This is a genomic window from Amylibacter sp. IMCC11727 (assembly GCF_029854195.1).
In the GTDB taxonomy this organism is placed as follows: Bacteria; Pseudomonadota; Alphaproteobacteria; order Rhodobacterales; family Rhodobacteraceae; genus Amylibacter.
In genome coordinates, this window is sequence record NZ_CP122960.1 from 122,531 (window position 1) to 145,248 (window position 22,718).

The window sequence follows — 22,718 nt, forward strand, 5'->3', positions numbered from 1 at the left end:
AACATGAGCCGCTATGATTTGATCGTGATTGGGTCGGGACCAGCAGGGAAATCTGCGGCGATTCAAGCGGCAAAACTGCATCGTAAGGTGCTGATTGTAGAACGGAATTTGCGTGTTGGTGGGGTATCTGTTCACACAGGGACAATTCCATCCAAAACCCTGCGCGAAACAGCGTTGAACCTGTCTGGCTGGCGCGAACGGTCGTTTTATGGGCGGTCTTATCGTGCGCAGGAACAGATCAAATCCGAAGACCTTTTGGCGCGTCTTCACAAGACGTTAGATTACGAAGTTGATGTGCTGGAATACCAGTTCACCCGCAACCGCGTTGAGATGATGCAGGGTGAGGCAAAGTTCATCGACAAAAACTCGATCGAGGTGACGGCCCTTGATGGAGAAACCTGTGTTCTGGAATCCGAAAGTTTTTTGATATCCACGGGCACACGGCCATTTCGACCAGATTATGTGCCGTTTAATGGAACCACCGTATTTGATAGCGATGGCTTGCTGGACCTACCGAGCATTCCGCGCAGTTTGATCGTGATTGGTGCGGGCGTTATCGGGGTGGAATATGCCACTATCATGGCGTCCTTGGATGTTCGCGTGACATTGGTGGAACCACGGGACAGTTTCCTTGATTTTATCGATAAAACACTGATTGCAGAATTCACGCAGCAAATCCGCGAAATGGGGATTGATCTGCGGTTGGGCTCCAAGGTGGAAGTGGTTGAAGACAAAGGTGAATTTGTCGAAATTTCCATGGAAAATGGCCGCCACGTTCGCGCAGAAATGTTGTTGTTTGCGGCGGGTCGAATGGGCGCAACAGATGCGTTGAACCTGAAGGCGGTTGGACTTGAAACAGATCACCGTGGCCGCATCGAGGTGGATCACACAACGTATCAATCAAAGGTGCCCAACATTTATGCGGCGGGTGACGTGATCGGGTTTCCGTCATTGGCATCCACATCTTTGCAGCAAGGCCGTGTGGCGGCGTGTCATGCGCTCGATACGCCAACGTTGCCGCAATCTCCTTGGTTTCCATATGGGATTTATTCCGTTCCAGAAATGTCCACCTGTGGCATGTCTGAGGAAGAAGTTCAGGGCCGCGATATTCCGTATGAAGTGGGCGTGGCGCGGTTTTCTGAAACCTCGCGCGGGCATATTATGGGGATTGAAAACGGCATGTTGAAGATGCTGGTGTCCCTGAAAACGCGGCGGTTGCTGGGTGTTCAGATCATGGGCGAAGGCGCGACGGAGCTGATCCATATCGCGCAGGCGGTGTTGAATTTGAAGGGGACGGTGGACTATTTCATCGAAAATACCTTTAATTATCCAACACTTGCAGAGGCTTATAAAATCGCTGGGTTGGATGCGTTCAACAGAATGCCGATTCCAGAAAAGTACAAAGTGAAATCGCCAAAGGCCAAAAAGTGACACGCATTTTCATCGACGCCGATGCCTGCCCCGTGAAGGATGAAACCCTGCGCGTGGCGGATCGGCATAAGGTGCAGGTGTTTGTGGTGTCCAATGGCGGGATCAGGCCCAATCCACATCCGCTGGTGGAAACGGTGGTTGTGGATGATGGGCCTGATGTGGCGGATATGTGGATCGCAGATCGTTGTGGGCGCGGTGATGTGGTGATTACAGGGGACATCCCGTTGGCCGCCAAGTGTTTGGAAGCAGACGCGCGGGTTGTGCAACACAACGGCGAAGTGTTCACCAAAGGCAATATCGGCAATCGGTTGGCAACGCGGGATTTAATGCAGGATCTGCGCGCCGCGGATCCGTTTCGCCAAGGGGGCGGAAAGCCGTTCAGCAAAGCGGATCGATCACGATTTTTAGATGTGTTGGAGCGCGAGGTGCGGTTTGCCCAAAGAGATTGAAGCGGTAGTTTTTGATATTGGAAACGTGCTGATCGAATGGCAGCCCGAGCGGTTTTACGACACTGTTATGCCTGCCGAAGATCGTGTGAAAATGTTTGAAACCATTGATTTACACCGCATGAATGATCTGGTGGATCGGGGTGCAAATTGGCGCGATACGGTTTATGCAACGGCTGAAGAGTACCCTGAATACCGCGATATGATCCGCCTTTGGCATGATCGGTGGATTGAAATGGCATCCCCTGCGATTGATGCGTCTGTGGATGTGCTGCGTAAATTGCGGATGAATTTTGTGCCCGTGTTTGCCCTGTCAAATTTTGGCATTCAGACGTTTGAATATGCGGAAACGGTTTATCCGTTTTTGCAAGAATTCGACCAGCGATACATTTCGGGCTATCGTGGTGAGGTAAAGCCAGAGCCGCGCATTTACGAGATTTTGGAACAAAACTGTGGCGTTGCGCCTGATCGTTTGCTGTTTGCCGATGATCGGCAGGAGAACCTAGATGCAGCGGCGGCGCGGGGTTGGAACGTACATCTGTTTGACGGGCCAGAGGGTTGGATCGAACGGTTGAAAAGCGAAGGATTACTGTGATGGATATTCCGTTTATCGGATTTGATGAAATGGACAACCGTTTGACGTGGCGCGGGGTCACAGAAGCACTGCGCAACGGGCATAAATTGGCGGCGGCAAGCATTGCAGATGGGTTTGCGTATCGCGGGGATGATACGCTGCTGAGCCGTGCCGCGTGGATTGACGGACTGGGCGTGGCAGTGAAATCTGCGACCGTTATTCCAGGCAATGTGGCCAAAGGCCGGCCCATGATCCACGGCGGGGTGATGGTGTTTGACGATGAGTTTGGCACGTTGGAAGCGGTGATTGATTTCCATTTGGTGACAAAATGGAAAACCGCTGGGGATAGCCTGTTGGGGGCGCAAATGCTCGCGCGGCCTGACAGTAAAATGGTTTTGATTGTGGGGGCTGGAACGGTGGCGCGGAATTTGGTTTCGGCCTATTCCAGTGCATTTCCAGAAGCGTCTTTCTTGATTTGGAACCGCACGGCTGCAAAGGCCGAAGAGTTGGCGACCGATTTGTCAAAATCTCATGATATCAAGACGATGAAGAGTCTTGAGGAAGCAGTTTCATTGGCGGACATAGTGTCTTGTGCGACCATGAGCACGGAACCTGTATTGCGAGGTGACTGGTTGCGCGCAGGGCAACATGTGGATTTGATCGGCGCGTACCGCCCTGACATGCGCGAGGTGGATGATACCGCGTTGAACCGCGCGCAGGTGTTTGTGGACAGTCGCGCCACAACTGTTGGGCATATCGGAGAATTGAAAATTCCAATCGCCAATGGAGTGTTTTCAGAAGATGATATTCAGGGTGAATTTTACGATCTGGTGGCTGGAACGGCGGGGCGTGAAACGGATGACGACATCACCTTGTTTAAAAACGGGGGCGGCGCGCATTTGGACCTGATGACGGCGAAATATATTTTGGCGGAGTGGTCGAAATGATCGCCTTTGACAACAGTTATGCACGGTTGCCCGATGGATTTTTCTCGCGGGTGAATCCTGACAAAGCCCCTGATCCATCGTTGATAAAGGTGAATGAAAAGCTGGCGGCGGCGATTGGGTTGGATGCGGCATGGCTTTCATCGCCAGAAGGAATTGCGATGTTGTCTGGTGCGGCAGTGGCTGAGGGGTCTGAACCGCTGGCCATGGCCTATGCTGGGCATCAGTTTGGGGGATGGTCGCCGCAACTTGGGGATGGGCGTGCGCATTTGCTCGGCGAGGTTGTTGGGCCAGATGGGGTGCGCCGTGATGTGCAGCTGAAAGGGTCCGGTGCAACGCCGTTTTCGCGCAATGGGGATGGCAAAGCGGCGCTTGGCCCTGTGTTGCGCGAATATATTGTCAGCGAATTTATGGCCGCTGCTGGCGTGCCAACGACCCGAGCGCTGGCGGCGGTTTCAACGGGCGAGCGTGTACAGCGCGAAACGGGAATGCCAGGTGCGGTTTTGACCCGTGTTGCGCAAAGCCATGTACGGGTTGGGACATTTCAGTATTTCTTTGCACGCCAACAAACCGAAAACCTGCAAACGCTCGCGAATTATGTGATTGATCGGCATTACCCATCGGCGCGAAATGCGGAGAATCCACCGCTCGACGTGTTGAAACAGGTGATGGAACGGTATGCCAAGTTGATTGCGCAATGGATGTGTTTGGGGTTCATTCACGGGGTGATGAACACGGACAATGTGCAGATCGCGGGGGAAACGATTGATTACGGGCCGTGTGCGTTTATGGACGATTTCCATCCCAATACGGTGTTCAGTTCGATCGATCGAAACGGGCGGTATGCCTGGGTGAACCAGCCCAATATCGGCGTTTGGAATATCTCTCGATTGGCGGAGGCATTGTTGCCGATATTGGATGCGGATGAAGACGCTGCCGTAAAATTGGCAGAGGGTGCGGTTGCGGGGTTTTCAGACATTTTTAATGATGCCTTGAACGAGGGGATTGCCGCAAAGCTGGGCATCACGGTGAACGCGGAGTTTATGCAATCCACGTTTAAGGTGATGACGGATCACGGGTGCGATTTCACACTGTTTTTTCGGGAATTGACGCGTATTGCCAAGGGGGGAACGACGGAGCCGTTTGAAGCGTTGTTTGTGACGCCTAATGCGGCGCAGACGTGGTTGGACAGCTGGCGTGCGGAACATGATCCCGCGTTGGTTGATCGCATGGCGACCGTAAACCCGATCTTTATTCCGCGAAATCATAGAGTTGAAGAAGCGATTGCAAGTGCTGTTGATGGCGATTTTGCACCGTTTCATACGCTGGTGGAAGTGTTGGAAAGACCCTTTGACGCGCAACCAAATCGTGCTGAATTTGAGCGTCCTCCCACAGCGGATCAGGTGGTGCGCGAAACGTTTTGCGGCACATGATGTACGTGACGCCACTCTCTGTTTTGCTGGCGCTGGCGCTGTGTTTGATTGTGGCGTGGTTTTTGAAACGGCCCATGTCGGCGCGGGCGCGGCGTAATGCCAGCGGGCAGTTTGTGCAGTTGCAAGATGGGATCATTCATTACGAATGGCATGGGCCCGCAACGGGGCCTGTTCTGGTGATGGTACATGGGCTGACCACACCGAGTTTTGTTTGGCGTGATCAGTTGCCCGCGCTGACGCAAGCAGGATATCGCGTTTTAACCTTTGATCATTTTGGGCGTGGTTTTTCGGATCGGCCTTATGCGCGGTATGACATGGCGTTTTACATGCGCGAAATGGATCAGTTGCTTGATACCTTAGGCGTTCGGGCGGGGTATGATTTGCTCGGCTATTCCATGGGGGGGGGATTGCCGCGCAATATGGTGCGCTGCGGCGAGACCGTATTCGCAAACTGATTTTGGTAGCGCCTATTGGTTTTTTGCAAGGACGCCCGAATTGGGTGACGCGCTGGCCCGTAGTTGGTGATTTGGCAATGTTTGTGTTTGGTGGCTGGTCGCTGCGACGAGGGGCCATCAAAGCGGGTAAGGTCGAAAACGTAGACGCAGAGATGATCGCGTTACAGTGCCGCGAAACGCGGTTTGCGGGGTATGGGGCGGCGGTTTTAAGCAGTGCGCGGAATGTGATTTACCAAGACCTTACGGAAGCGCATCGCATTTTGAAGGATCGTGATGTGCCAATACTGGCGCTGTTTGGCACAGAGGATGATGTGATCCCGCTGCCCTGTGCCATGCGATTGCGCGAGGTGAACCGCACCGCACAGATTATAGAGGTTGAGGGCGCGGGCCACGCCTTGGTGACCACGCATTTCAAGCAGGTGAACGCCGCTATTTTGGCGTTTCTTCGGGATTAACGGCGTCTGGTTCCGCATCCAAAGTACCTGACATCAAAGGCAACATAGAGGTGTTTTCTGAAAGGTCGTCGCTTTGGGGTGGGGTTTTCCAATCCATACTGTCAAAGCTGTTGCAGTTGTCACATTTTGGGGCCCATGCGGTGTGGATTTTTTTGCAGCTGTCGCAAATCCATTGTGGGCCTCGTGATGCGGCGAGCGCCTTTGAAAGCCAGCCGCGCACAACTTTGTCTTCGGCCCCTTCGCCCTTTTCGATGGCGGCCATGATGGCCAAAGATCGAGCAGTTGGTTCTGCTTCGGCTAAGCTGCCGATGGCACGACGGGCGCCTGGGAAGTCTTCGGCGGCGAGCATCAGCTCTGCTTGCAGCATGCGGGCTTCCGAATTGTCGGAATTTGCCCGCAGCAGTTGGTTGAACCGCTTGAGTCGTGCAGCAGGAGTTTCATCGGGTTCGATATCGGCAAAGGCGCTGGCCAAATCGGGGTGTGGTTTGCTGCCCCATGCTTTTTTCAGCACTTTAGTGGCAGCGCGTTTGTTGTTGTCGAGCACGTGCATTTCGGCGGCTAAAACGGCAGCTGGGATCAGATCGGGGGACAAGGTGTTTGCCTGAAGTGCGGCTTCTTTCCCTGAAGGGATTTCACCATCATCCAGCAAGCGGCGGGCATCGGCGAGTGACAGAACGGCATCGCGGCGGCGGCCCACATCGCGGGGTAAAGTGTGCGCTTTGACCTTTGCTTCGATGGTTTTGCGCGCACCTGACCATTCTTGTTTTTCGGTTTGCAGCGCGAACAGGGTTTCCAGTGTGGCGTCGTGGGCGGGACGCAGAGCAAATGCCTTTTCTGCGAGCTTCAGCGCGGTGTCTGTGTCGCCTTCGGCCAGTTTTTGTTTCATCAAACCCTGCACACCCACAAACCGCGTGCGATCGTTTTGCAGCAGATTTTTGTAGTATTTCAGCGCCTTTTTCGTATCGCCAGACATTTCTGCCGCTTGGGCGCTGATCAATTGGGTTAGTTCTGGACGTTCCAAGTAACGTTCTGCTTTGGCGGCTTTTTGGCTGGCGGTTTTGCCTTCGCCTGCGGCCAGCGCCACCATGCCATCGGCCAAGGCTTCGAAGCCTTTGCGTTCACGATTGCGGGTGAAATAGCGGGATACGGCGGTTTCGTCGCCGTTGAAGAATTTGAACACTGCGACCAACAGGCCGAACAGTTTGAATGCGAGCCAGACGGCCAGCATAAAGATTACGAGACCGATCAATCCTGCGATGGGGGTAAAGCGGTGTTCTTCGCCATTGAAAGAGAGTTTCACCTCGCCCCCTGCTTCGATCAGGTAGGAGCCGACGAAGGCCGCCGCCACGATGAGCGCGATGAAAAATACGATACGGATCAGGGACAGCAGCATGTGTCGCGCTTTCTTTAATTTGCGCCGAGGGCGGCAGAGAGATCTTTGAGATCGGATTGAGCAGCATTTAGGGCAGCAAGGTTCGCGATCCATGAGGACATAGCCGTTTTAGCCGCATCGGGCAGGCTGTTGGCCTCGGTGAGGGCCGCGTTTAGACGGCGATTCACCAGATCGTCTTCGACGCGGGACAAGATGGCGTCTGTTTCAGGGCCTTCTTTGCGTTCCAAAGACCGTGATCCGACCTGTGTTTTGAAAAATGCGCCGATTTTGCTGATAGAACCGTCTTTGGCCTTGGCTTCGATGTCCGCTCTTAAAGCATTGTGAGCGGCATCAGAAAATCCGTTGCGCAGCGTTGTCCAAGACGGCGTTCCGTTTTCAGCGACGGCTGACAGGCCAGCGGGGATCGTCGCATCGGCAACTTGTGTTAGTGCGTCAAGAGCGGCCTGAAACGGTGCACCGCTGTCGAGTGCGGCGGCGATGTCCGTGAGGTTTTTCTTGGTGGCTGTATTGGCAACTTTGGTGGAGGCTTCTTCTTGTGCCTCTTCAATGCGGCGTGCGGATGCTTTTTCCGCTTCTTCGATTTTCTGACTAAGGGCGCCGTTTTTGGCGGCCAGATCGGCCACTTGTGCTTTGAGCCCTTCCAGCACGGCTTGATAGCCAGAGAGTTTCGATGCTGCCTCTTCTGATAGGGTCGCACCGTTTTCTGTGATCTGCAGGGATAGGCGCTCACCGACAGCGGACAGTTCCGCGTTCAAGCCTTGGACCTGTGATTCGAGCGATGCAATGCGGGCTTCGATGTCTTGGCCATCTGTTGCGGCGAGCGCGTCTTTGATGGCGGCCATTTCTTCGGCTTGGCTGGCGGCATATGCGGCGATGGCATCGTCGATGGCTTTTTGATCGACGCCTGATGTTGTTGGAATGGCGGCGAGGCGATCATCGAGGTCTGCGCGCAAGGCAGCGATTTCTGATTTCGCCTCTGATTGGCCAGGCATCAGGAATTCGGCAACGGGTGACAGGCCAGCAGGTAGCAAAGGAGCCAGTTTAGGCGCACCCCATAAGGCAATGGCAATGCCCACAAAAATGAGGAACAGGCCACGCAAAACTCGTGAAGATAGTGAAGCGCGAACCTCTTCTTCCTCGGTCAGCGTGTCCTCTGCTTCGGCGTCTGTTGTGGGTTCGTCTGTGGAGTCTTCGACGATTTCTTCGGTGATGGTTTCGGTTGTTTCTTCTACCACCTTTACACCATCGTCGGCGGCGGTTGTTTCCACCACTTCTGCGTCTTCGATTTTTGTCGATTTAGTCGATTTTTTCGCCACAGGTTAAATGCCTTGTAATGTCTTTGGAAAGATTCCCCTGATACAAAGTTAAGCACTGTGGAGCGCGGTCTCAACCCCTAAGCGGTTTGGGATGATGATGAATCAGCTGTGTTTCGCTAACTGCTTGACGATCATGGTGTTTCTTTTGTCCCAATGTCCAAATCTGGCTTAGGTTAAAAGCGAAGCTTTCTGCTGTGCGATATGCGTTAAAAAACCTGCTACAAAAGGTGGGACAGTGCTGTAATCATCGCGCTGCGTGTGGGGGCATTGGCGATGATGGTTTTCGCATTGAGGTGGGCAAGTGGACGGCGGGCGTTTTCTGAAATGCACAAAATCGTAACCTGCGTCAGATCACAGTGGGCCACTTGATCCGCAAAAGCGCGTGCGGTGTTGGGGGACATGATGGGAATGAGCGTTGGCGCGGACAGTGTATCGAGTGCGGCTTGAGAAAGCGGGATGGTGGTTTGTGCGTAAACAACGCGTCGTTCTGCCTGATATCCATTTGCCACGAGGGTTTCGGCGATATCATGAGCCACTGTCGCGCCTGATACATACACTATAGGGCCATCAGACGGTGTTGCGCGGCGTTTAACCAGATTTAACAGGTCTTGGGCGGTTCCATCAGCGGAGTCCGCTTTGAAGCCTGCAGTTTGGGCTGCTGCCTGTGTGGCATCGCCGACGCACAGGGCTGGAATGGTGCGGTCTTCTGATTGGTCTGCGAAATAGGTGACGCCGTTCACGGATGAAAACAGCAGGTATTGCGTGTTTTTTGGCAATGGGGCGCATATGCGCGGTGAAATGTCCAAGATCGGTGCGTAGTGGACCGTTGGCTCGCGTCCTGTTTGATCGCAAAAGGCCGCGATGAAATCCTTGGCCTGTTGCAAGGGGCGGATCATGAGGATCGTTGGTTTGGACATGGATGTGATGGGACCATTGCTGTGGCGGGGTGCAAATGTTACCTGCTGAACAAGAAAACCACGGTGAGCGCGGATTGGCAATGACGCAGATTTACACGATTTTGGGGCTGGAAAGCAGTTGTGACGACACAGCCGCCGCTATTGTTCGCGGGGCCGTTGGCGGAGCGGGTGATGTGCTGTCTTCTGTAGTTTGGGGGCAGGAACAGTTGCACGCGGATTTTGGCGGTGTGGTTCCTGAAATCGCGGCACGCGCCCATGCGGAGCGTTTGGATTTATGTGTGGAGCGTGCGCTGGATGAGGCGGGTTTCACGCTGGCCGATGTGGATGCAATTGCGGTGACATCAGGGCCGGGTCTGATTGGCGGCGTGATGAGCGGTGTCATGTGTGCAAAGGGGCTGTCCGTTGGATCGGGTAAGCCGCTGGTGGGCGTGAACCATTTGGCGGGCCACGCGTTGACGCCGCGCATGACGGATGGGGAGGAATATCCATATTTGATGTTGCTGGTGTCTGGTGGGCATTGCCAGTTTTTGGGCGTGTATGGACCAGATGAATTTACGCGCATGGGTGGCACAATTGATGACGCCCCAGGAGAAGCGTTTGATAAATCGGCCAAGTTGTTGGGGTTGGGGTATCCTGGTGGGCCGTTGATTGAGCGCGAGGCATTGGAGGGCGATGCGAAGCGGTTTAAGTTTCCGCGGCCCTTGCTGGATCGGCCCGATATGGACATGTCTTTTTCTGGATTAAAGACCGCGTTGCGGCGGGCGCGGGATACATTGGTTGCGGATCAAGGTGGGATCACTGTGCAGGATCGACGTGATTTATGTGCCAGCTTTCAGGTGGCGGTGGCGGATACCTTGGCGGAGAAAACGCGCCGTGCGTGTAAGGCGTTTGGCGCGAAGACAACGTTGGCAGTGGCGGGTGGTGTTGCGGCCAATTCGGTTATTCGCGCGGCGTTGCAAGATGTGGCGGATGAGCAAGGGTTTCAATTTCTGGCCCCACCGTTGAAATATTGCACGGATAACGCGGCGATGATCGCTTGGGCGGGGCTTGAGCGATTTGCAGATGGGCACGTGGATGACATGAGCCTTTCGGCACGGCCCCGTTGGCCGCTGGATCGCACAGCTGCGCCGATGCTGGGGTCAGGTAAGAAAGGGGCCAAGGCATGACGCATGTTGGGGTGATTGGCGCGGGTGCGTTTGGAACGGCATTGGCGAGCGTGATGCGTTTGGGTGGCGCAGATGTTACCCTGTGGGGGCGGGATGCAGCGCAAGTTTCGGCCATGCAATCGGATCGTCAGAACGTGCGGTATTTGCCCGGCGTGCCGCTGCCAGATGGGTTGCATGTGACCACGGATTTGGCCGCGGTTTCAAGGGCGGATGTGGTGTTGATGGTATTGCCTGCACAACGATTGCGCGGGTTTTTGAACGATAGCGGATTTTCCACCAAAGCACCTGTGGTTCTGTGCGCCAAAGGAATCGAAGGCGAAACAGGGTTATTACAAACGCAGGTTTTGGATGGGGCGCAAACCGCAGTTTTGTCTGGGCCCGGATTTGCCACTGAAATGACCAAGGGGATGCCAACGGCGTTGTCCATTGCCTGCGCAGATGCGGCGTTGGGATCGCGGTTGCAAGAAACACTGTCGACCCAAAGTTTGCGCCTGTATCTGACGCCCGATGTGACAGGGGTGCAATTGGGTGGAGCGTTGAAAAACGTTTATGCCATTGCCTGTGGCATTGTTGTGGGGGCGGGGCTGGGTGAGAGTGCGCGCGCGGCATTGATGACGCGGGGCTTTGCCGAGTTGGCGCGGTTGGCTGGGACACTTGGGGCGCAGACAGAGACGTTGATGGGGTTATCTGGGTTCGGGGATTTGGCGCTGAGTTGTACTTCGCTGCAGTCGCGTAACTTTGCCTTTGGAGAGCAGTTGGGGCGGGCTGGAACCTTTGGCACGGGCAAAACGGTCGAAGGCGTTGCCACAGCCGAGGCTGTGCTGTCGTTGGCCACCACTGCGGGGGTTGAAATGCCCATTGCACAAGCGGTGGCGGATGTTTTGAATGAACGCCAACAGATCACCGAGGCGCTGGCGACCCTGATGTCGCGGCCTCTGAAGCGGGAAGGATAAGCGATGCAGTATTGGTTGTTTAAATCGGAACCGAATACGTGGAGTTGGGACCAGCAGGTTGCCAAAGGTGACGTGGGCGAGGAATGGGATGGCATTCGCAATTATCAGGCGCGCAATTTTATGCGCACCATGGAGATTGGGGATCGCGGCTTTTTCTATCATTCAATGAAAGAAAAGGCGGTTGTAGGGATCGTTGAAGTTTGCGCGACGATTCATCCTGATAGCACCACTGATGATCCGCGTTGGGAATGTGTGGATATCAAGGCGGTGGAGCCTGTGCCGCATCCTGTTACGCTCGATATGGTGAAGGCGGAGCCTAAACTGGCGGATATGGTTTTGGTTAAGAACTCGCGCCTATCCGTGCAGCCTGTGACGCCCGAGGAATGGGCGTTGGTGTGCCAAATGGGTGGACTGAAAGCGTAAGCTGGCGCATGATTTCCGTATCCAAAGGAGGGACATCATGGAATTTGTTGCAGTTATCGTTGCTGGTTTGGCCGCATTTGCATGGGGCGCTGTTTGGTATTCGGTTATGGCCAAGCCGTGGATGGCGGCCAATGGGTTGACCGAAGACACTATTAACCGCAGCAACCCTGTTCCTTATGTCATCAGCCTTGTTGCCGTGATTTTGGTCGCCGGTATGACGCGGCATATTTTTGTAACATCGGGTGTGGATACGGTGTGGCTGGGCGGTGTAAGCGGGTTCGGTTTAGGGCTGTTTATCGCCGTGCCCTGGCTGGCCACAAATTATGGGTTTGCGCAGCGTCCGTTTGCACTGACGCTGATTGATGGGATGTATTCGACCGTTGGCTGTACGGTAATCGGCATTGTGCTGACGTTGTTTTAACGGCAGCGGCCCCAACGGCCTTGGTCCATGTGGAAATGGTCGTGATGTGCGGCGTTGTAATCGGGGCTGAGGACGAGGCCGAACCACGAACAGGCGCTGTTGCGCACATCGCGTAAAAAGGCGGCTTTGTCTGCGGGGCCATCCCAATCATTACGGAGGCGGATTTTGGTGCCATCAGCCAAATCGAATCCTGAAATGTCGATGGCGTTGGCGGTGGCATGTTGGCTCATCCGATTGCTGCCTGCGATTTTACGGCAGGAATAGCTGCCGAAATGGTGGACCCGTGTCACCGAAGATCCGAGATGTTTTCGCGCCGCGGTTTGAACGCCGTGACGATCCCACATGGCCCAGCGCAGCGCGATTTCGCAACGGGTTTCGACAGGGTTAAGACGGGTCGCGTCGATGCGTGTGATCCGTGTTGGTGTGCGGATGTGACAGCTGTCTGAATTGTTCTGATCTTCGCGGGTGGAATAAATGGTTCCGGATGCGGATAACGCGGCCCAGCATAGCATCGGATCGGACACAGCCTTGGATAATTTCCAGTGCGTGAGTGGTGTGACTTCGGCCATTGGATCAAGAGGTGTTGTCGGGTTCCACGGATCAGGGAGTGGAGTGTCAGGGTGGTACAGCAACGCCGCCGCGCCAAACGCCAGTACAACCAGCGGCAAGAACAATCCGCCGATTAGACGGCCCAAACTGAGCGGGCGTTTTGGAGGTTGAGGATCAGGTCGCATTTTGGTCCGAAAAACAAAGGGCGCCCGTTTGGACGCCCCGATTTTTTTGATCGATCAAAGATTAGCCGTAAACGGATTCTTTGCCGAAATGCTTTGTCAGCATGTAGTAGATAACCGCGCGGTATTTGTTCCGCTCGGATTGGCCATATGTTTCGATGACTTTGGCGATTGCGCCATCCAGATCATCGCTGGCGGACAGGCCGAGCTTTTTGATCAAGAAGTTGTTCTTTACTGTTTCCAGTTCGGAGGCTTGGGTGCCTGCAACGGTGGATGCGTCAGCGTCATAGATGGATGGGCCACAGCCAATTGTTACCTTGGTCAAAAGATCCATGTCTGGTGTCATACCACATTTGTTTTTCAGATCGTCTGCATACTGGGCGATCAAATCGTCGCGTTTTCCCATTGTGTGCTCCTTTAAGCGTTGATGTTTAGAAGGAGCCTTTGCTTCCTCCCCCATGCAAAATGTAGGGGATGTGGCCGCGCAAAAAAAGGGGGCGGGGTGGTTTTGTTGCAAAATTGGCGTGATTGGTCCTGTTTGCAGGGGGTTTTAGGTGGGTTTACGTAGGGACAAGCCGACCAGCGGGCGCATGAAAGGGAGCTGATCACAGAGCCAAACGATGATGCCTGTCACGGCGAAGGTTCCGATTGTCAGGATTAAGAATTCGATACCCCAAGGCCACGACACAAATCGCAGATAGAATAGGCCGATCATCAACACGGGGAAATGGAAGATATAGAACGGGTAAACGGCTCGGTTGAGAGAGGGTAAAACCACAGCGTTTCGGTTCAAGAAGGTGTATCCAAACGCAAAGATGGCGCTGCACCAAAGCGCGGTGTTGAGCGCATAGAGCAGTGAATATCCCGTTGTGGAAAGCGTGAAAATGGAGCCGCCGTTTTGTGCCCAACCGCCGTTGATCGTCATGTTCATGGCGTCGGTGTTTTCCCCAAAACTGGCAAGGATTGCTCCAAGGCTGGCGAGTGTGAGGATTGCGCAAACGAGAGCTGGCCATTTAAGCCGCGCGAGTTGACCCCAAGCAGAAGTGGGCAGTGTCATGAACCAGAAACCGAGGATGTAATAGGCCCAATATACGGGGGCCGTCCAACGCAGGCGATAGAGCGTCGTGTCATACGGTTTGATTATCAGCGCACCGATCAGGATCGCGGCAATTGCAAGTGTGGGAATAAGTGTGTGGGCCATTGCGCTGGAGCTCAAGAGCCAGAACATCAACGGGATCGAGAGGATCGAATAGAGGAACAGGTTGACCAAGAACCAAAGATGACCTTGGCTGCGGAGTGTTAGGTTTTGGAGGCGATGCCAAAAGTATGCAGGGAAGGTCCAGTCTTCGCCGTTTGCAGTGACTTGGTAGTAGCTGGTGACAGCGTTCCAGAACACTGCACCGATAAGAAGCGGCAAAAGCAACCGCAGGGTGCGGTTTTGAACAAAGGCGCCGACGCCTTTGTTGCGCATCAAAAAATACGTTCCAACCCCCGAGATAAGAAACAACGCAGACAGCCGCCATGCGTGAAAGGCAAAGACCGTAAATTCGGCCAGATCACCACCCACGTCTTGGTTGCGATAGCCGTATACTGTGTGGCCGTAGCTGACGAAGCCGATGAGCGCGTGATATGGCACGAGGATGCCAAACAAAATGACCCGCAACCAGTCAAGGTCATATCTGCGGGTGGTCGACAGGTTCATCACAATATCCAGAATCAATAAGGCCTAGCATAATGCTAGGCCTTATTGTTACACGATAATTTTTTAATTCAAGCAGTTTGCTTAGTAGCGGTAATGCTCTGGCTTGAATGGACCTTCGGTTGTGACACCGATGTAGTCGGCTTGATCTTTCGACAACTCTGTCAATTTCACGCCAATTTTGGCGAGGTGCAGGCGGGCTACTTTCTCGTCCAGATGTTTTGGCAGGATGTAGACTTCGTTGTTGTACTCGTCGCCTTTGGTCCACAATTCGATTTGCGCCAACACTTGGTTGGTGAAAGACGCAGACATCACGAAGGATGGGTGACCTGTGGCGTTGCCAAGGTTCAGCAAACGACCTTGGGACAAGAGGATCATACGATTGCCAGATGGCATTTCGTACATGTCTACTTGGTCTTTGATGTTTGTCATTTTCAGGTTGGCGAGGTTTGCCACCTGAATTTCGTTATCAAAGTGGCCGATGTTGCCAACGATGGCCATGTCCTTCATCTCGCGCATGTGTTCGATGCGGATGATGTCTTTGTTGCCAGTTGTGGTGATGAAGATGTCTGCATCTGCAACGGCGTCTTCGAGTGTTGTTACCTCGAAGCCGTCCATGGCGGCCTGAAGCGCACAGATTGGATCGATTTCAGTCACTTTCACGCGGGCGCCAGCACCTTGAAGGGAAGCAGCGGAGCCTTTGCCAACATCGCCATAGCCACAGACAACAGCGGTTTTACCTGCCATCATTGTGTCTGTCGCGCGGCGGATGCCGTCCACGAGGGATTCTTTACAGCCGTATTTGTTGTCGAATTTCGACTTGGTTACAGAATCGTTCACGTTGATCGCTGGGAATGGCAGTTCGCCGTTTTTGTGCAGTTCGTACAAGCGGTGAACACCTGTTGTGGTTTCTTCGGAAACGCCAACGATTTGGCCTTTCATCTTGGTGAACCAACCAGGGGAGGCTGCCATACGCTTTTTGATTTGCGCTTGGATTGCTTCTTCTTCTTCGGATTGAGGCACGCCAAACTCTTCGCCGCCTTCGATGCGGGCACCCAGAAGGATGTACAGTGTGGCATCGCCACCATCGTCAAGGATCAGGTTTGGACCATCTTCGAACAGGAAGGATTTATCGAGGTAGTCCCAGTGCTCTTCCAATGTTTGGCCTTTTACCGCGAACACAGGGATGCCAGCGGCGGCGATGGCAGCGGCGGCGTGGTCTTGGGTGGAGAAGATGTTACAGGATGCCCAGCGCACATCTGCGCCAAGTGCTGTGAGTGTTTCGATCAGAACAGCCGTCTGGATCGTCATGTGCAAAGAGCCGACAATCCGCGCCCCTTTCAGCGGCTGGCTGTCGCCAAATTCTTCGCGCAGGGCCATCAGGCCTGGCATTTCTGTTTCAGCGATATCCAGCTCTTTGCGGCCAAATTCAGCCAAGGAGATGTCTTTGACGAAATAGTCGTTGCTCATCTTACAGTCTTTCTTTTGTGGGTGGGGCCGCATTGCCCCTCTAAAACTTGGGCTGGCTCTAGCAAAGAACAGGTTTGCTGGCAACAATAACGGACAGCCTGCGACATCAGTTGTTTTGATTGGGTGCATCGAATGGTGTGATGTGGGTTCTATTCTGTTTCGCTTTTGGGTTAGTTTGTGAAAGCGCAGAAAAAAGGATCAGACTATGCCACAACCACGGGCTTGGCAGCGGATGTTATCGGGGCGGCGGTTGGATTTGTTGGATCCGTCGCCGCTGGATATCGAAATCGAAGACATTGCTCATGGTTTGGCGTTTGTGGCGCGGTGGAACGGGCAAACGAACGGGGATTATCCCTATTCTGTGGCGGAACATTCGGTGTTTGTGCTGGAATTGTTTCGGCGGTTGTACCCCAAGGCAGAGCGCAAATGGCAGTTGGCGGCGTTGCTGCATGATGCGCCTGAATATGTGATTGGGGACATGATTTCGCCTGTGAAGGCGGCCGTTGGACCTGGATATGAGGAAATGGATAAACGTCTGACGGCGGCGATTCATTTGCGGTTTGGTTTGCCTGCGGTGATTCCAGCGAATATCAAAAAAGGGATCAAGCGGGCGGATAAGATATCGGCTTGGCTTGAGGCGGTCGAGATTGCGGGGTTTTCCAAGGAAGAAGCGGATAAACTGTTTGGGAAGCCTGTGTTTGATGACATCCCGCGCCGCAGTTTGCGCCCGCACCCTCCGATGGAATCAAAGGGTGCGTTTCTTGAGGTGTTTAACGATCTGAATGATAGTTAAGATTTAAGCGCGGCGGTTGTAAAACCGCGCATTCAGCTGTTGGCGGTGCAGTTCTTCGCGCTTGCGGTCTTCGTGGCAGCGCAGTTCAGATCTGTGTGTTGGAGCCGTTTCATCGTTGCGAGTTGCAAGGAAAAGTGTGTTTGCGATAGCGTTGAACATGGTGTTCTCCTTTTCTGTTTCTGTTCTCTTTCTAACAAACTTGCCTTTGCCAATCGAATCTGGAATATTTCTGTAATGTTAGCTGAACTATCATTTTAATGGATTGGCGTGAAATCCCTTCCCTGTCTGCGCTTCGGGCGTTTGAAGCCACGGCGCGGCTGCTGAGCTTTAGCAAAGCTGCGGCAGAGCTGAACGTTACACATGCGGCGATTGCACAACATGTGCGCGGCCTAGAGGCGGAGTTTTCGGAGTCTTTGGTGGTTCGAGCGGGCCGTGGCATTGCCCTGACCCATGCGGGAGAACGATTGGCCGCACGATTGGTTGCTGGGTTTGGCGAAATTGCCAATGGGGTGCAGGATATTCGCCAGTTGGGTGTTGATCGCCCGCTTACAATTTCAGTGACCCCTGCCTTTGCGACCAGTTGGTTGATGCCGCGCATTGGATCGTTTTGGGAGAAACATCCCGATATTACGGTGAACATCAGCCCAACCTATAAATTGGTCGATCTGGCCAAGGACAATGTGGATATGGCCATTCGGTTTGGAGATGGGTCGTGGGCCGGTTGTGATGTAGAGTATTTGACCAGTGGGGATTTGGTTGTGGTTGGACATCCCGAGCTGATTAACAATCCAAATGCGAATTCAATGGCGGATTTGGTGGGTTTGACGTGGTTCTTTGAACGCATTTATGCACGCGAGCGGCGGCTGGTTGTTCAATCCGAAGGGTTTGATTTGAAATCGGCGCAGGTGAATACGTTGGAATCAAGCGATTTGGTTTTTGCAGGCGTGAGTGCAAAGCTTGGGGTGTCGGCGATTACGCGTTCTTTGATCGACCACAAAATCACCAGCGGCGAATTTCAGGCGGTCTGTCGGCTGAAGACAGATGGGTTGGGGTATCACATCGTAACGCGCAAAAACTTTGAAAGCCCGTCATTGCGGACTTTCAAAAAATGGTTGCATCAAGTGGCTTAACCCGCTGGTTATTTCGGGCTGCGCTTAGCCAAAATGCGCTGCAATGTGCGGCGGTGCATGTTCAAACGACGTGCGGTTTCAGACACATTGCGATCACAAAGCTCAAACACGCGTTGAATATGTTCCCAACGCACGCGATCCGCAGACATTGGGTTTTCTGGTGGGGGTGGTTTGTCGCCTGGCTGGGCCAAGAGCGCGTTTGTGACGTCTTTGGCATCGGCGGGTTTTGACAGGTAATCTGTCGCGCCAATTTTCACGGCGGCGACTGCGGTGGCAATGGCGCCGTATCCTGTTAGCACGATAATTTTGGCATCGGCCCGTTTGGCGCGCAGAACTTCGACCACATCTAGGCCTGTGCCATCTTCGAGTCGAAGGTCAACAACGGCATAAGCGGGCGGTGTAGCGGTGCAAAAGGCGCGTCCTGCGGCCACTGATTCCAGTGCGGTTGGGTTGAAACCACGCTTTTCCATGGCGCGGGCCAGACGGCGGCGAAATGGTTCGTCGTCATCCAAAATCATCAAAGAATTGTCTTCGCCGATTTCTCTTAATTCAATGTCAGACATGGTGCGCCCCTTTTACTATGGTTTAACAAATAGAACTCTCATTCCAAATGGTCAAACGCCGCCTTAGGATTGGTTGATGAAGCATGCGGTGGTGTCTGCCAATTCTTGTGCTGGAACGTCACGGCGGAAAAACTCGATCAATCCTTCTGGTCCCATGAGATAGCTGAACGTGCTGTGGTCCATCAGGTAATCTTCGCCTTCGCCATTTTTACGGTAGTACGTTTTATACGCTTTTGAGGCCGCTTTGACCTGATCAGGGGTTCCTGTGAGGCCAACCATTTTGGGGTGAAGCACTTCGACAAAATCGGCGAGAACGGGCGGCGTGTCGCGGTCTGGATCAATGCTGATGAACACGGGTTTCACATCGTGGCCCATACCATCCAAAATATCGATCGCTTCGGCGTTGCGAGCGGTGTCCAAAGGGCAGACATCGGGGCAGTATGTAAAGCCAAAGTAAACAAGTGTCGGGCCTGTGATGACATCTGTGTCGGTTACGGTTTGACCTGTGTGATCCACCAGTTCAAACGGGCCGCCAATGGCCGCTTTGCCGCCAGCGATTGTGCTGCCGCTGCATTGGGTTGGTTGTGCAAAGAACGCAACGTAGGTTCCAGCGCCGATACCCAGCGCGATGACTGCGGCGGCCGTAATGGCGATAGGTTTTTGCATGGTTCGGTTCCTTTCGCGGATCGGGCGTTGCACCAGAGATGACGGTTATGCGACAAACGGCAAGACGCCAAAAAGTCACAACTGTTTGAGGATTGAACACCACATGGCCGAACCTACCAAGGCAATCTTTCCCAACACGGCCCGCAGTGAATGGGTGCGTCTGCGCACATTAATCAATTTGCGCTGGCTGGCGATTGCGGGACAATGCGTGGCCATTGCCGTTGCGTTTTATGTTTTGGATTTGGAATTGCAATTGGGATTAACGGTGGCTGCGATTGGGGCATCCGTTATTTTCAATTTGGCGGCCACGTTTATTTTGCCTGAAAACAAGCGGTTATCACAAAGGGAAACAATGCTAACGCTGTTGTTTGATTTGGGGCAACTGGTGTTTTTGCTGTATTTGACGGGTGGGTTGAGCAACCCGTTTGCCTTGCTAATTTTGGCTCCAGTCACAATTGCAGCCACGGTTTTGCGGCTGAATGCAACGTTATTGATTGGTGGCGTTGCCTTGGCTGCGATCAGTATCTTGCCGTTTTACAATGTGCCGTTGCATCAGAACTCTGGCGAGGTGATCGCACTTCCGGACCTATTTGTCGCAGGGTATTGGGCGGCTTTGCTGATCGGGATTCTGTTTGTGGGGGGCTATGCGCGGCGGGTGACAAATGAAACCTTTTCCATGAGTCAGGCTTTGTCTGCGACGCAAATGGCGCTGGCACGGGAGCATCAATTGACGCTTTTGGGCGGAGTTGTGGCCGCTGCCGCGCATGAAATGGGGACACCGTTGGCAACGATTAAATTGGTGGCATCCGAACTGTCGGAAGAATTGGCCGATAATCCTGAATTGCGCGAAGATGCAGAGTTGATCACATCACAGGCGGATCGGCTGCGCGAGATTTTGCGCGACATGGGTCGGGCGGGCAAAGATGATTTGCATCTGAAACGCGCACCCCTGACTGCCATTGTGCAAGAGGCCGCAGAACCGCATGAAAACCGCGGCATTGAGATAAAGTTTTTATACAACGGGCATACGGATATGCCGCGTTTGGACATTATTCCACTGGCGTTGCGTAACCCTGAATTTATTCACGGGGTGCGCAATTTGGTGCAAAACGCGGTGGATTTTGCGTCGTCCACCGTGTGGGTGCAAACCGTTTGGAGCGAAACATCCATTCGGGTTGTGGTGGGTGATGATGGCGCGGGCTATCCCAGTGATTTGCTGGGCCGCATTGGCGATCCGTTTCTGAGCAAGCGCAAAGCATCTGGGACAAAAGATGTGTCGCGACCCGAGTACGAGGGCATGGGTCTGGGCCTGTTTATTGCGAAAACGATGTTGGAGCGGACGGGGGCCGAGCTGACGTTTACCAACGGAACGCCAGATGGGTACACGTTGAACAATCAAACAGCGGCCATGCAGGCCATGGCAGGGGCCACGGGCGCCATTGTGAACGTGCGATGGGCCCGATCAGATATCGAAGTCGATAAATCAGGTGGCGTTGGCGAAAACCAGCATATCCCCGTGCGTGGCTGATCCGTTAACGCGAAATTAATACATATTACCAAAAACTAAGCGCACCTTATCACATGAGGGTGCGTTCGTGGTGTTTGATACATCTGTACTAATGCTTTTGGTGTTTTTGTTCGGTTTAGGCACATGTTTGTCTTGGCTGATGCCGATGGGTGGGCACGCCAAAGATGCGCAGGTTAATTCCATTTGCGCCATTGCGCAAAATGCGCCTTTTTCCATATGGATAGAACACGAAGATAAAGTTCTTTGGCAGAATGATTTTTGCAGGACTCATTTGTCTGACCCAAAGAAACCCTTTCAAGGGCGTGTCGAATTTGTGCAATCCAACGTGCTGAAGCCAGAAATAGGAACAATTGTCTATGATTTGCAAAACGCGCGGGCGCAGGCGGCAAAAAATTATACCCTGCAATCACAAACGATTGGGTCCAAGACGGTGTTTTATGCCCTTGATGCCACAGCGTTGGTGGAAACTGATGGGGCGCTGAAACGGTTTGTGCAAACGTTGGCGTCTACATTTGCACACCTGCCGATTGGGTTGGCCGTGTTTGACAAAAAGCGCGATTTGACCCTGTTTAATCCTGCCTTATCCACGTTGTTGGGGTTGGCTCCTGATTGGTTGGCACGACAACCGAGTATGCGGGCGTTTTTGGACCGGCTGCGCAATGACGGGGCGATCCCAGAGCCAAAGGATTTCACCACCTTGCGTCACGAATTTGCCGAGCTGGAAAGTGGGGCGTTTACAGGGAAGTACGAGGTGGATTGGGCCTTGCCATCAGGCCACATTTACCGCGTGACGGGCCGCCCCCATCCGCAAGGGGGAGCGGCGTTGTTGTTTGAGGACATTTCGCGCACGGCCGCGCTTGAGGCAAAGTATCGTGCCGAGTTACGCCAGTTGTATTCCGCATTTGAAAATCTGTCTGGTGCAGTGGCGATTTTCGATCAGGCAGGGGAGCTGTCTTATGCCAATGATGGGTTTGATGCGATGTGGGACTGTTCCTTGTCCACGTCCATTAGCCCCACAACCGTGAACGATGTAAGCCGCGTGTTCCAGAAGCACAGCAAACCGACGCCAGTGTGGGGGGAGTTTCGGAATTTTGTGAATGATATCTCTGAGCGGAGCCAGTGGCAGGCGACGGTTACGCTAAAATCGGGCCAAGATATTACGATGATTGTGTCGCCCATTTCGGATGGGTATGTATTTTGCGAATTTCAGGAAGACACACGCCAGGATGCAACGATGGAGTTGGTGAATTGAACCTTCCCCGTTGCAAAGACTGCGGGGATGGGCGTAGGAACAGGCAGTTCATTGTTTCAGGCGGCCATGCAAAAATCCTTCGTTTTATCCTCGATCCACGATACCAATCAATTGGGCCAAACGCTGGCAGACGCGGTCTCTGCGGGTGATACGATTTTGCTGTCGGGCGATGTTGGCGCGGGGAAAACGGCGCTGGCCCGGGCATGTATTTTGGCCCGTTTGCGCACCGTCGATGCGGTTGAAGATGTGCCATCGCCCACATTTACATTGGTGCAGGTTTATCCGCTGGATGATGTGCAAATTTGGCACGCGGATTTGTATCGGTTGTCATCCGTGGATGAGATTTATGAACTGGGTCTGGATCAAGCGTTGGAAGAGGACATTTGTTTGATCGAATGGCCTGAACGGTTGGGCAATTTGCGGCCTCAAAATGCACTGTCGCTGCATTTGGACACGATTGATGAGGACCGTCGTCGAGTTTCTCTTGAATGGACGGACAGCAAGTGGGACAGTGTGATCGCTCTGCTAGAGTATTTGAACACCCCGACGGAGTGACACC

General features: G+C 53.6%; 26 protein-coding genes. 16 read left to right on the forward strand and 10 right to left on the reverse strand.

What is annotated here, in order from left to right; all coding sequences use genetic code 11:
* The first annotated feature begins 3 nt into the window (after window positions 1–3).
* The 7 genes from sthA (at window position 4) to QBD29_RS00750 (ending at window position 5,738) form a co-directional block, all read left to right on the forward strand.
* Window positions 4–1,431 (forward strand): Si-specific NAD(P)(+) transhydrogenase, encoded by a 1,428-nt coding sequence (gene sthA, locus QBD29_RS00720; protein ID WP_280099424.1) that lies wholly within the window; start codon window positions 4–6, stop codon window positions 1,429–1,431.
* Window positions 1,428–1,880: a YaiI/YqxD family protein gene (locus tag QBD29_RS00725; protein ID WP_280099425.1), complete on the forward strand. Its 453-nt coding sequence runs from the start codon at window positions 1,428–1,430 to the stop codon at window positions 1,878–1,880. Before sthA ends, QBD29_RS00725 begins: the two co-directional genes overlap by 4 nt.
* Entirely contained in the window at window positions 1,864–2,472 is a 609-nt protein-coding gene (locus tag QBD29_RS00730) for an HAD family phosphatase (RefSeq protein ID WP_280099426.1), read from the forward strand. The genes QBD29_RS00725 and QBD29_RS00730 overlap by 17 nt, the downstream gene beginning before the upstream one ends.
* Window positions 2,472–3,398 (forward strand): ornithine cyclodeaminase, encoded by a 927-nt coding sequence (locus tag QBD29_RS00735; protein WP_280099427.1) that lies wholly within the window; start codon window positions 2,472–2,474, stop codon window positions 3,396–3,398. The genes QBD29_RS00730 and QBD29_RS00735 overlap by 1 nt, the downstream gene beginning before the upstream one ends.
* A complete protein-coding gene (locus QBD29_RS00740; protein ID WP_280099428.1) occupies window positions 3,395–4,828 on the forward strand; it encodes a protein adenylyltransferase SelO family protein in 1,434 nt (477 codons plus the stop codon). The genes QBD29_RS00735 and QBD29_RS00740 overlap by 4 nt, the downstream gene beginning before the upstream one ends.
* Entirely contained in the window at window positions 4,825–5,283 is a 459-nt protein-coding gene (locus tag QBD29_RS00745; RefSeq protein ID WP_280099429.1) for an alpha/beta fold hydrolase, read from the forward strand. Before QBD29_RS00740 ends, QBD29_RS00745 begins: the two co-directional genes overlap by 4 nt.
* 77 nt (window positions 5,284–5,360) lie before the next feature.
* Window positions 5,361–5,738, forward strand: coding sequence for an alpha/beta hydrolase (locus QBD29_RS00750; protein WP_280099430.1), 378 nt, complete (start codon window positions 5,361–5,363; stop codon window positions 5,736–5,738).
* On the opposite strand, the gene QBD29_RS00755 is transcribed toward QBD29_RS00750, so the two are convergent.
* From QBD29_RS00755 to QBD29_RS00765, 3 genes are all read right to left on the reverse strand, one after another.
* Window positions 5,713–7,131: a heme biosynthesis HemY N-terminal domain-containing protein gene (locus QBD29_RS00755; RefSeq protein WP_280099431.1), complete on the reverse strand. Its 1,419-nt coding sequence runs from the start codon at window positions 7,129–7,131 to the stop codon at window positions 5,713–5,715. The genes QBD29_RS00750 and QBD29_RS00755 overlap by 26 nt on opposite strands.
* A gap of 14 nt (window positions 7,132–7,145) precedes the next feature.
* A complete protein-coding gene (locus tag QBD29_RS00760) occupies window positions 7,146–8,447 on the reverse strand; it encodes a hypothetical protein (RefSeq protein WP_280099432.1) in 1,302 nt (433 codons plus the stop codon).
* A 218-nt stretch (window positions 8,448–8,665) separates the two neighbouring features.
* Entirely contained in the window at window positions 8,666–9,364 is a 699-nt protein-coding gene (locus QBD29_RS00765) for a uroporphyrinogen-III synthase (RefSeq protein WP_280099433.1), read from the reverse strand.
* Window positions 9,365–9,444: 80 nt separating this feature from the next.
* Here QBD29_RS00765 and tsaD point away from each other — a divergent pair, with 80 nt between their 5' ends.
* Genes tsaD through QBD29_RS00785 form a run of 4 tightly spaced genes read left to right on the forward strand, consistent with a single transcriptional unit; the run spans window position 9,445 to window position 12,327 of the window.
* Entirely contained in the window at window positions 9,445–10,530 is a 1,086-nt protein-coding gene (gene tsaD, locus QBD29_RS00770; RefSeq protein ID WP_280101006.1) for a tRNA (adenosine(37)-N6)-threonylcarbamoyltransferase complex transferase subunit TsaD, read from the forward strand.
* On the forward strand, window positions 10,527–11,483 hold the full coding sequence (locus QBD29_RS00775; protein WP_280099434.1) for an NAD(P)H-dependent glycerol-3-phosphate dehydrogenase: 957 nt from the start codon (window positions 10,527–10,529) through the stop codon (window positions 11,481–11,483). Before tsaD ends, QBD29_RS00775 begins: the two co-directional genes overlap by 4 nt.
* A 3-nt stretch (window positions 11,484–11,486) precedes the next feature.
* On the forward strand, window positions 11,487–11,906 hold the full coding sequence (locus QBD29_RS00780) for an EVE domain-containing protein (protein WP_280099435.1): 420 nt from the start codon (window positions 11,487–11,489) through the stop codon (window positions 11,904–11,906).
* A 37-nt stretch (window positions 11,907–11,943) separates the two neighbouring features.
* Window positions 11,944–12,327 carry a DUF1761 domain-containing protein gene (locus QBD29_RS00785; RefSeq protein ID WP_280099436.1) on the forward strand — a complete coding sequence of 128 codons (384 nt, stop codon included), beginning with the start codon at window positions 11,944–11,946 and terminating at the stop codon, window positions 12,325–12,327.
* Here the strand turns inward: QBD29_RS00785 and QBD29_RS00790 are convergent.
* The 4 genes from QBD29_RS00790 to ahcY all read right to left on the reverse strand — a co-directional run bounded on the left by QBD29_RS00790 (window position 12,324) and on the right by ahcY (window position 16,227).
* Entirely contained in the window at window positions 12,324–13,061 is a 738-nt protein-coding gene (locus tag QBD29_RS00790) for an extensin family protein (RefSeq protein ID WP_280099437.1), read from the reverse strand. The two genes, QBD29_RS00785 and QBD29_RS00790, sit on opposite strands and share 4 nt — an antisense overlap.
* Window positions 13,062–13,122: 61 nt before the next feature.
* On the reverse strand, window positions 13,123–13,464 hold the full coding sequence (locus QBD29_RS00795) for a DUF2853 family protein (protein WP_280099438.1): 342 nt from the start codon (window positions 13,462–13,464) through the stop codon (window positions 13,123–13,125).
* Between the two features lie 144 nt (window positions 13,465–13,608).
* On the reverse strand, window positions 13,609–14,760 hold the full coding sequence (locus QBD29_RS00800; RefSeq protein ID WP_280099439.1) for an acyltransferase family protein: 1,152 nt from the start codon (window positions 14,758–14,760) through the stop codon (window positions 13,609–13,611).
* An 81-nt stretch (window positions 14,761–14,841) separates the two neighbouring features.
* A complete protein-coding gene (ahcY, locus tag QBD29_RS00805) occupies window positions 14,842–16,227 on the reverse strand; it encodes an adenosylhomocysteinase (protein ID WP_280099440.1) in 1,386 nt (461 codons plus the stop codon).
* Between the two features lie 205 nt (window positions 16,228–16,432).
* Here ahcY and QBD29_RS00810 point away from each other — a divergent pair, with 205 nt between their 5' ends.
* Window positions 16,433–17,020, forward strand: a complete 588-nt coding sequence (locus tag QBD29_RS00810; RefSeq protein ID WP_280099441.1) for an HD family hydrolase — start codon at window positions 16,433–16,435, stop codon at window positions 17,018–17,020.
* A gap of 3 nt (window positions 17,021–17,023) precedes the next feature.
* Here the strand turns inward: QBD29_RS00810 and QBD29_RS00815 are convergent, their stop codons facing one another.
* Window positions 17,024–17,179 (reverse strand): hypothetical protein, encoded by a 156-nt coding sequence (locus QBD29_RS00815; RefSeq protein ID WP_280099442.1) that lies wholly within the window; start codon window positions 17,177–17,179, stop codon window positions 17,024–17,026.
* 98 nt (window positions 17,180–17,277) lie between these two features.
* On the opposite strand from QBD29_RS00815, the gene QBD29_RS00820 reads away from it, so the two are divergent.
* Window positions 17,278–18,150 carry a LysR family transcriptional regulator gene (locus QBD29_RS00820; RefSeq protein ID WP_280099443.1) on the forward strand — a complete coding sequence of 291 codons (873 nt, stop codon included), beginning with the start codon at window positions 17,278–17,280 and terminating at the stop codon, window positions 18,148–18,150.
* Window positions 18,151–18,158: 8 nt separating this feature from the next.
* Here QBD29_RS00820 and QBD29_RS00825 read toward each other — a convergent pair whose 3' ends face one another.
* Together QBD29_RS00825 and QBD29_RS00830 are read right to left on the reverse strand one after the other, a co-directional pair.
* Window positions 18,159–18,713, reverse strand: a complete 555-nt coding sequence (locus QBD29_RS00825) for an ActR/PrrA/RegA family redox response regulator transcription factor (protein ID WP_280099444.1) — start codon at window positions 18,711–18,713, stop codon at window positions 18,159–18,161.
* Window positions 18,714–18,776: 63 nt separating this feature from the next.
* The gene (locus QBD29_RS00830) at window positions 18,777–19,379 is read right to left on the reverse strand and encodes an SCO family protein (RefSeq protein ID WP_280099445.1); all 603 of its coding nucleotides are present in this window, start codon (window positions 19,377–19,379) and stop codon (window positions 18,777–18,779) included.
* Window positions 19,380–19,482: 103 nt separating this feature from the next.
* Here QBD29_RS00830 and QBD29_RS00835 point away from each other — a divergent pair, with 103 nt between their 5' ends.
* The 3 genes from QBD29_RS00835 (at window position 19,483) to tsaE (ending at window position 22,714) form a co-directional block, all read left to right on the forward strand.
* Window positions 19,483–20,907, forward strand: coding sequence for a sensor histidine kinase RegB (locus tag QBD29_RS00835; RefSeq protein WP_280099446.1), 1,425 nt, complete (start codon window positions 19,483–19,485; stop codon window positions 20,905–20,907).
* Between the two features lie 271 nt (window positions 20,908–21,178).
* Entirely contained in the window at window positions 21,179–22,159 is a 981-nt protein-coding gene (locus QBD29_RS00840; RefSeq protein ID WP_280099447.1) for a PAS-domain containing protein, read from the forward strand.
* Between the two features lie 27 nt (window positions 22,160–22,186).
* The gene (gene tsaE / locus QBD29_RS00845; RefSeq protein ID WP_280099448.1) at window positions 22,187–22,714 is read left to right on the forward strand and encodes a tRNA (adenosine(37)-N6)-threonylcarbamoyltransferase complex ATPase subunit type 1 TsaE; all 528 of its coding nucleotides are present in this window, start codon (window positions 22,187–22,189) and stop codon (window positions 22,712–22,714) included.
* Window positions 22,715–22,718 lie beyond the last annotated feature (4 nt).

Bases quoted from the DNA above. Each gene is read 5' to 3' on its own strand.
- sthA (WP_280099424.1), top strand. From the start codon at position 4: ATGAGCCGCTATGATTTGATCGTGATTGGGTCGGGACCAGCAGGGAAA.
- QBD29_RS00735 (WP_280099427.1), top strand. From the start codon at position 2,472: ATGGATATTCCGTTTATCGGATTTGATGAAATGGACAACCGTTTGACG.
- QBD29_RS00740 (WP_280099428.1), top strand. From the start codon at position 3,395: ATGATCGCCTTTGACAACAGTTATGCACGGTTGCCCGATGGATTTTTC.
- QBD29_RS00745 (WP_280099429.1), top strand. From the start codon at position 4,825: ATGATGTACGTGACGCCACTCTCTGTTTTGCTGGCGCTGGCGCTGTGT.
- QBD29_RS00750 (WP_280099430.1), top strand. From the start codon at position 5,361: ATGTTTGTGTTTGGTGGCTGGTCGCTGCGACGAGGGGCCATCAAAGCG.
- QBD29_RS00755 (WP_280099431.1), bottom strand. From the start codon at position 7,131: ATGCTGCTGTCCCTGATCCGTATCGTATTTTTCATCGCGCTCATCGTG.
- QBD29_RS00765 (WP_280099433.1), bottom strand. From the start codon at position 9,364: ATGTCCAAACCAACGATCCTCATGATCCGCCCCTTGCAACAGGCCAAG.
- tsaD (WP_280101006.1), top strand. From the start codon at position 9,445: ATGACGCAGATTTACACGATTTTGGGGCTGGAAAGCAGTTGTGACGAC.
- QBD29_RS00775 (WP_280099434.1), top strand. From the start codon at position 10,527: ATGACGCATGTTGGGGTGATTGGCGCGGGTGCGTTTGGAACGGCATTG.
- QBD29_RS00780 (WP_280099435.1), top strand. From the start codon at position 11,487: ATGCAGTATTGGTTGTTTAAATCGGAACCGAATACGTGGAGTTGGGAC.
- QBD29_RS00785 (WP_280099436.1), top strand. From the start codon at position 11,944: ATGGAATTTGTTGCAGTTATCGTTGCTGGTTTGGCCGCATTTGCATGG.
- QBD29_RS00790 (WP_280099437.1), bottom strand. From the start codon at position 13,061: ATGCGACCTGATCCTCAACCTCCAAAACGCCCGCTCAGTTTGGGCCGT.
- QBD29_RS00795 (WP_280099438.1), bottom strand. From the start codon at position 13,464: ATGGGAAAACGCGACGATTTGATCGCCCAGTATGCAGACGATCTGAAA.
- QBD29_RS00800 (WP_280099439.1), bottom strand. From the start codon at position 14,760: ATGAACCTGTCGACCACCCGCAGATATGACCTTGACTGGTTGCGGGTC.
- ahcY (WP_280099440.1), bottom strand. From the start codon at position 16,227: ATGAGCAACGACTATTTCGTCAAAGACATCTCCTTGGCTGAATTTGGC.
- QBD29_RS00810 (WP_280099441.1), top strand. From the start codon at position 16,433: ATGCCACAACCACGGGCTTGGCAGCGGATGTTATCGGGGCGGCGGTTG.
- QBD29_RS00815 (WP_280099442.1), bottom strand. From the start codon at position 17,179: ATGTTCAACGCTATCGCAAACACACTTTTCCTTGCAACTCGCAACGAT.
- QBD29_RS00820 (WP_280099443.1), top strand. From the start codon at position 17,278: ATGGATTGGCGTGAAATCCCTTCCCTGTCTGCGCTTCGGGCGTTTGAA.
- QBD29_RS00825 (WP_280099444.1), bottom strand. From the start codon at position 18,713: ATGTCTGACATTGAATTAAGAGAAATCGGCGAAGACAATTCTTTGATG.
- QBD29_RS00830 (WP_280099445.1), bottom strand. From the start codon at position 19,379: ATGCAAAAACCTATCGCCATTACGGCCGCCGCAGTCATCGCGCTGGGT.
- QBD29_RS00835 (WP_280099446.1), top strand. From the start codon at position 19,483: ATGGCCGAACCTACCAAGGCAATCTTTCCCAACACGGCCCGCAGTGAA.
- tsaE (WP_280099448.1), top strand. From the start codon at position 22,187: ATGGGCGTAGGAACAGGCAGTTCATTGTTTCAGGCGGCCATGCAAAAA.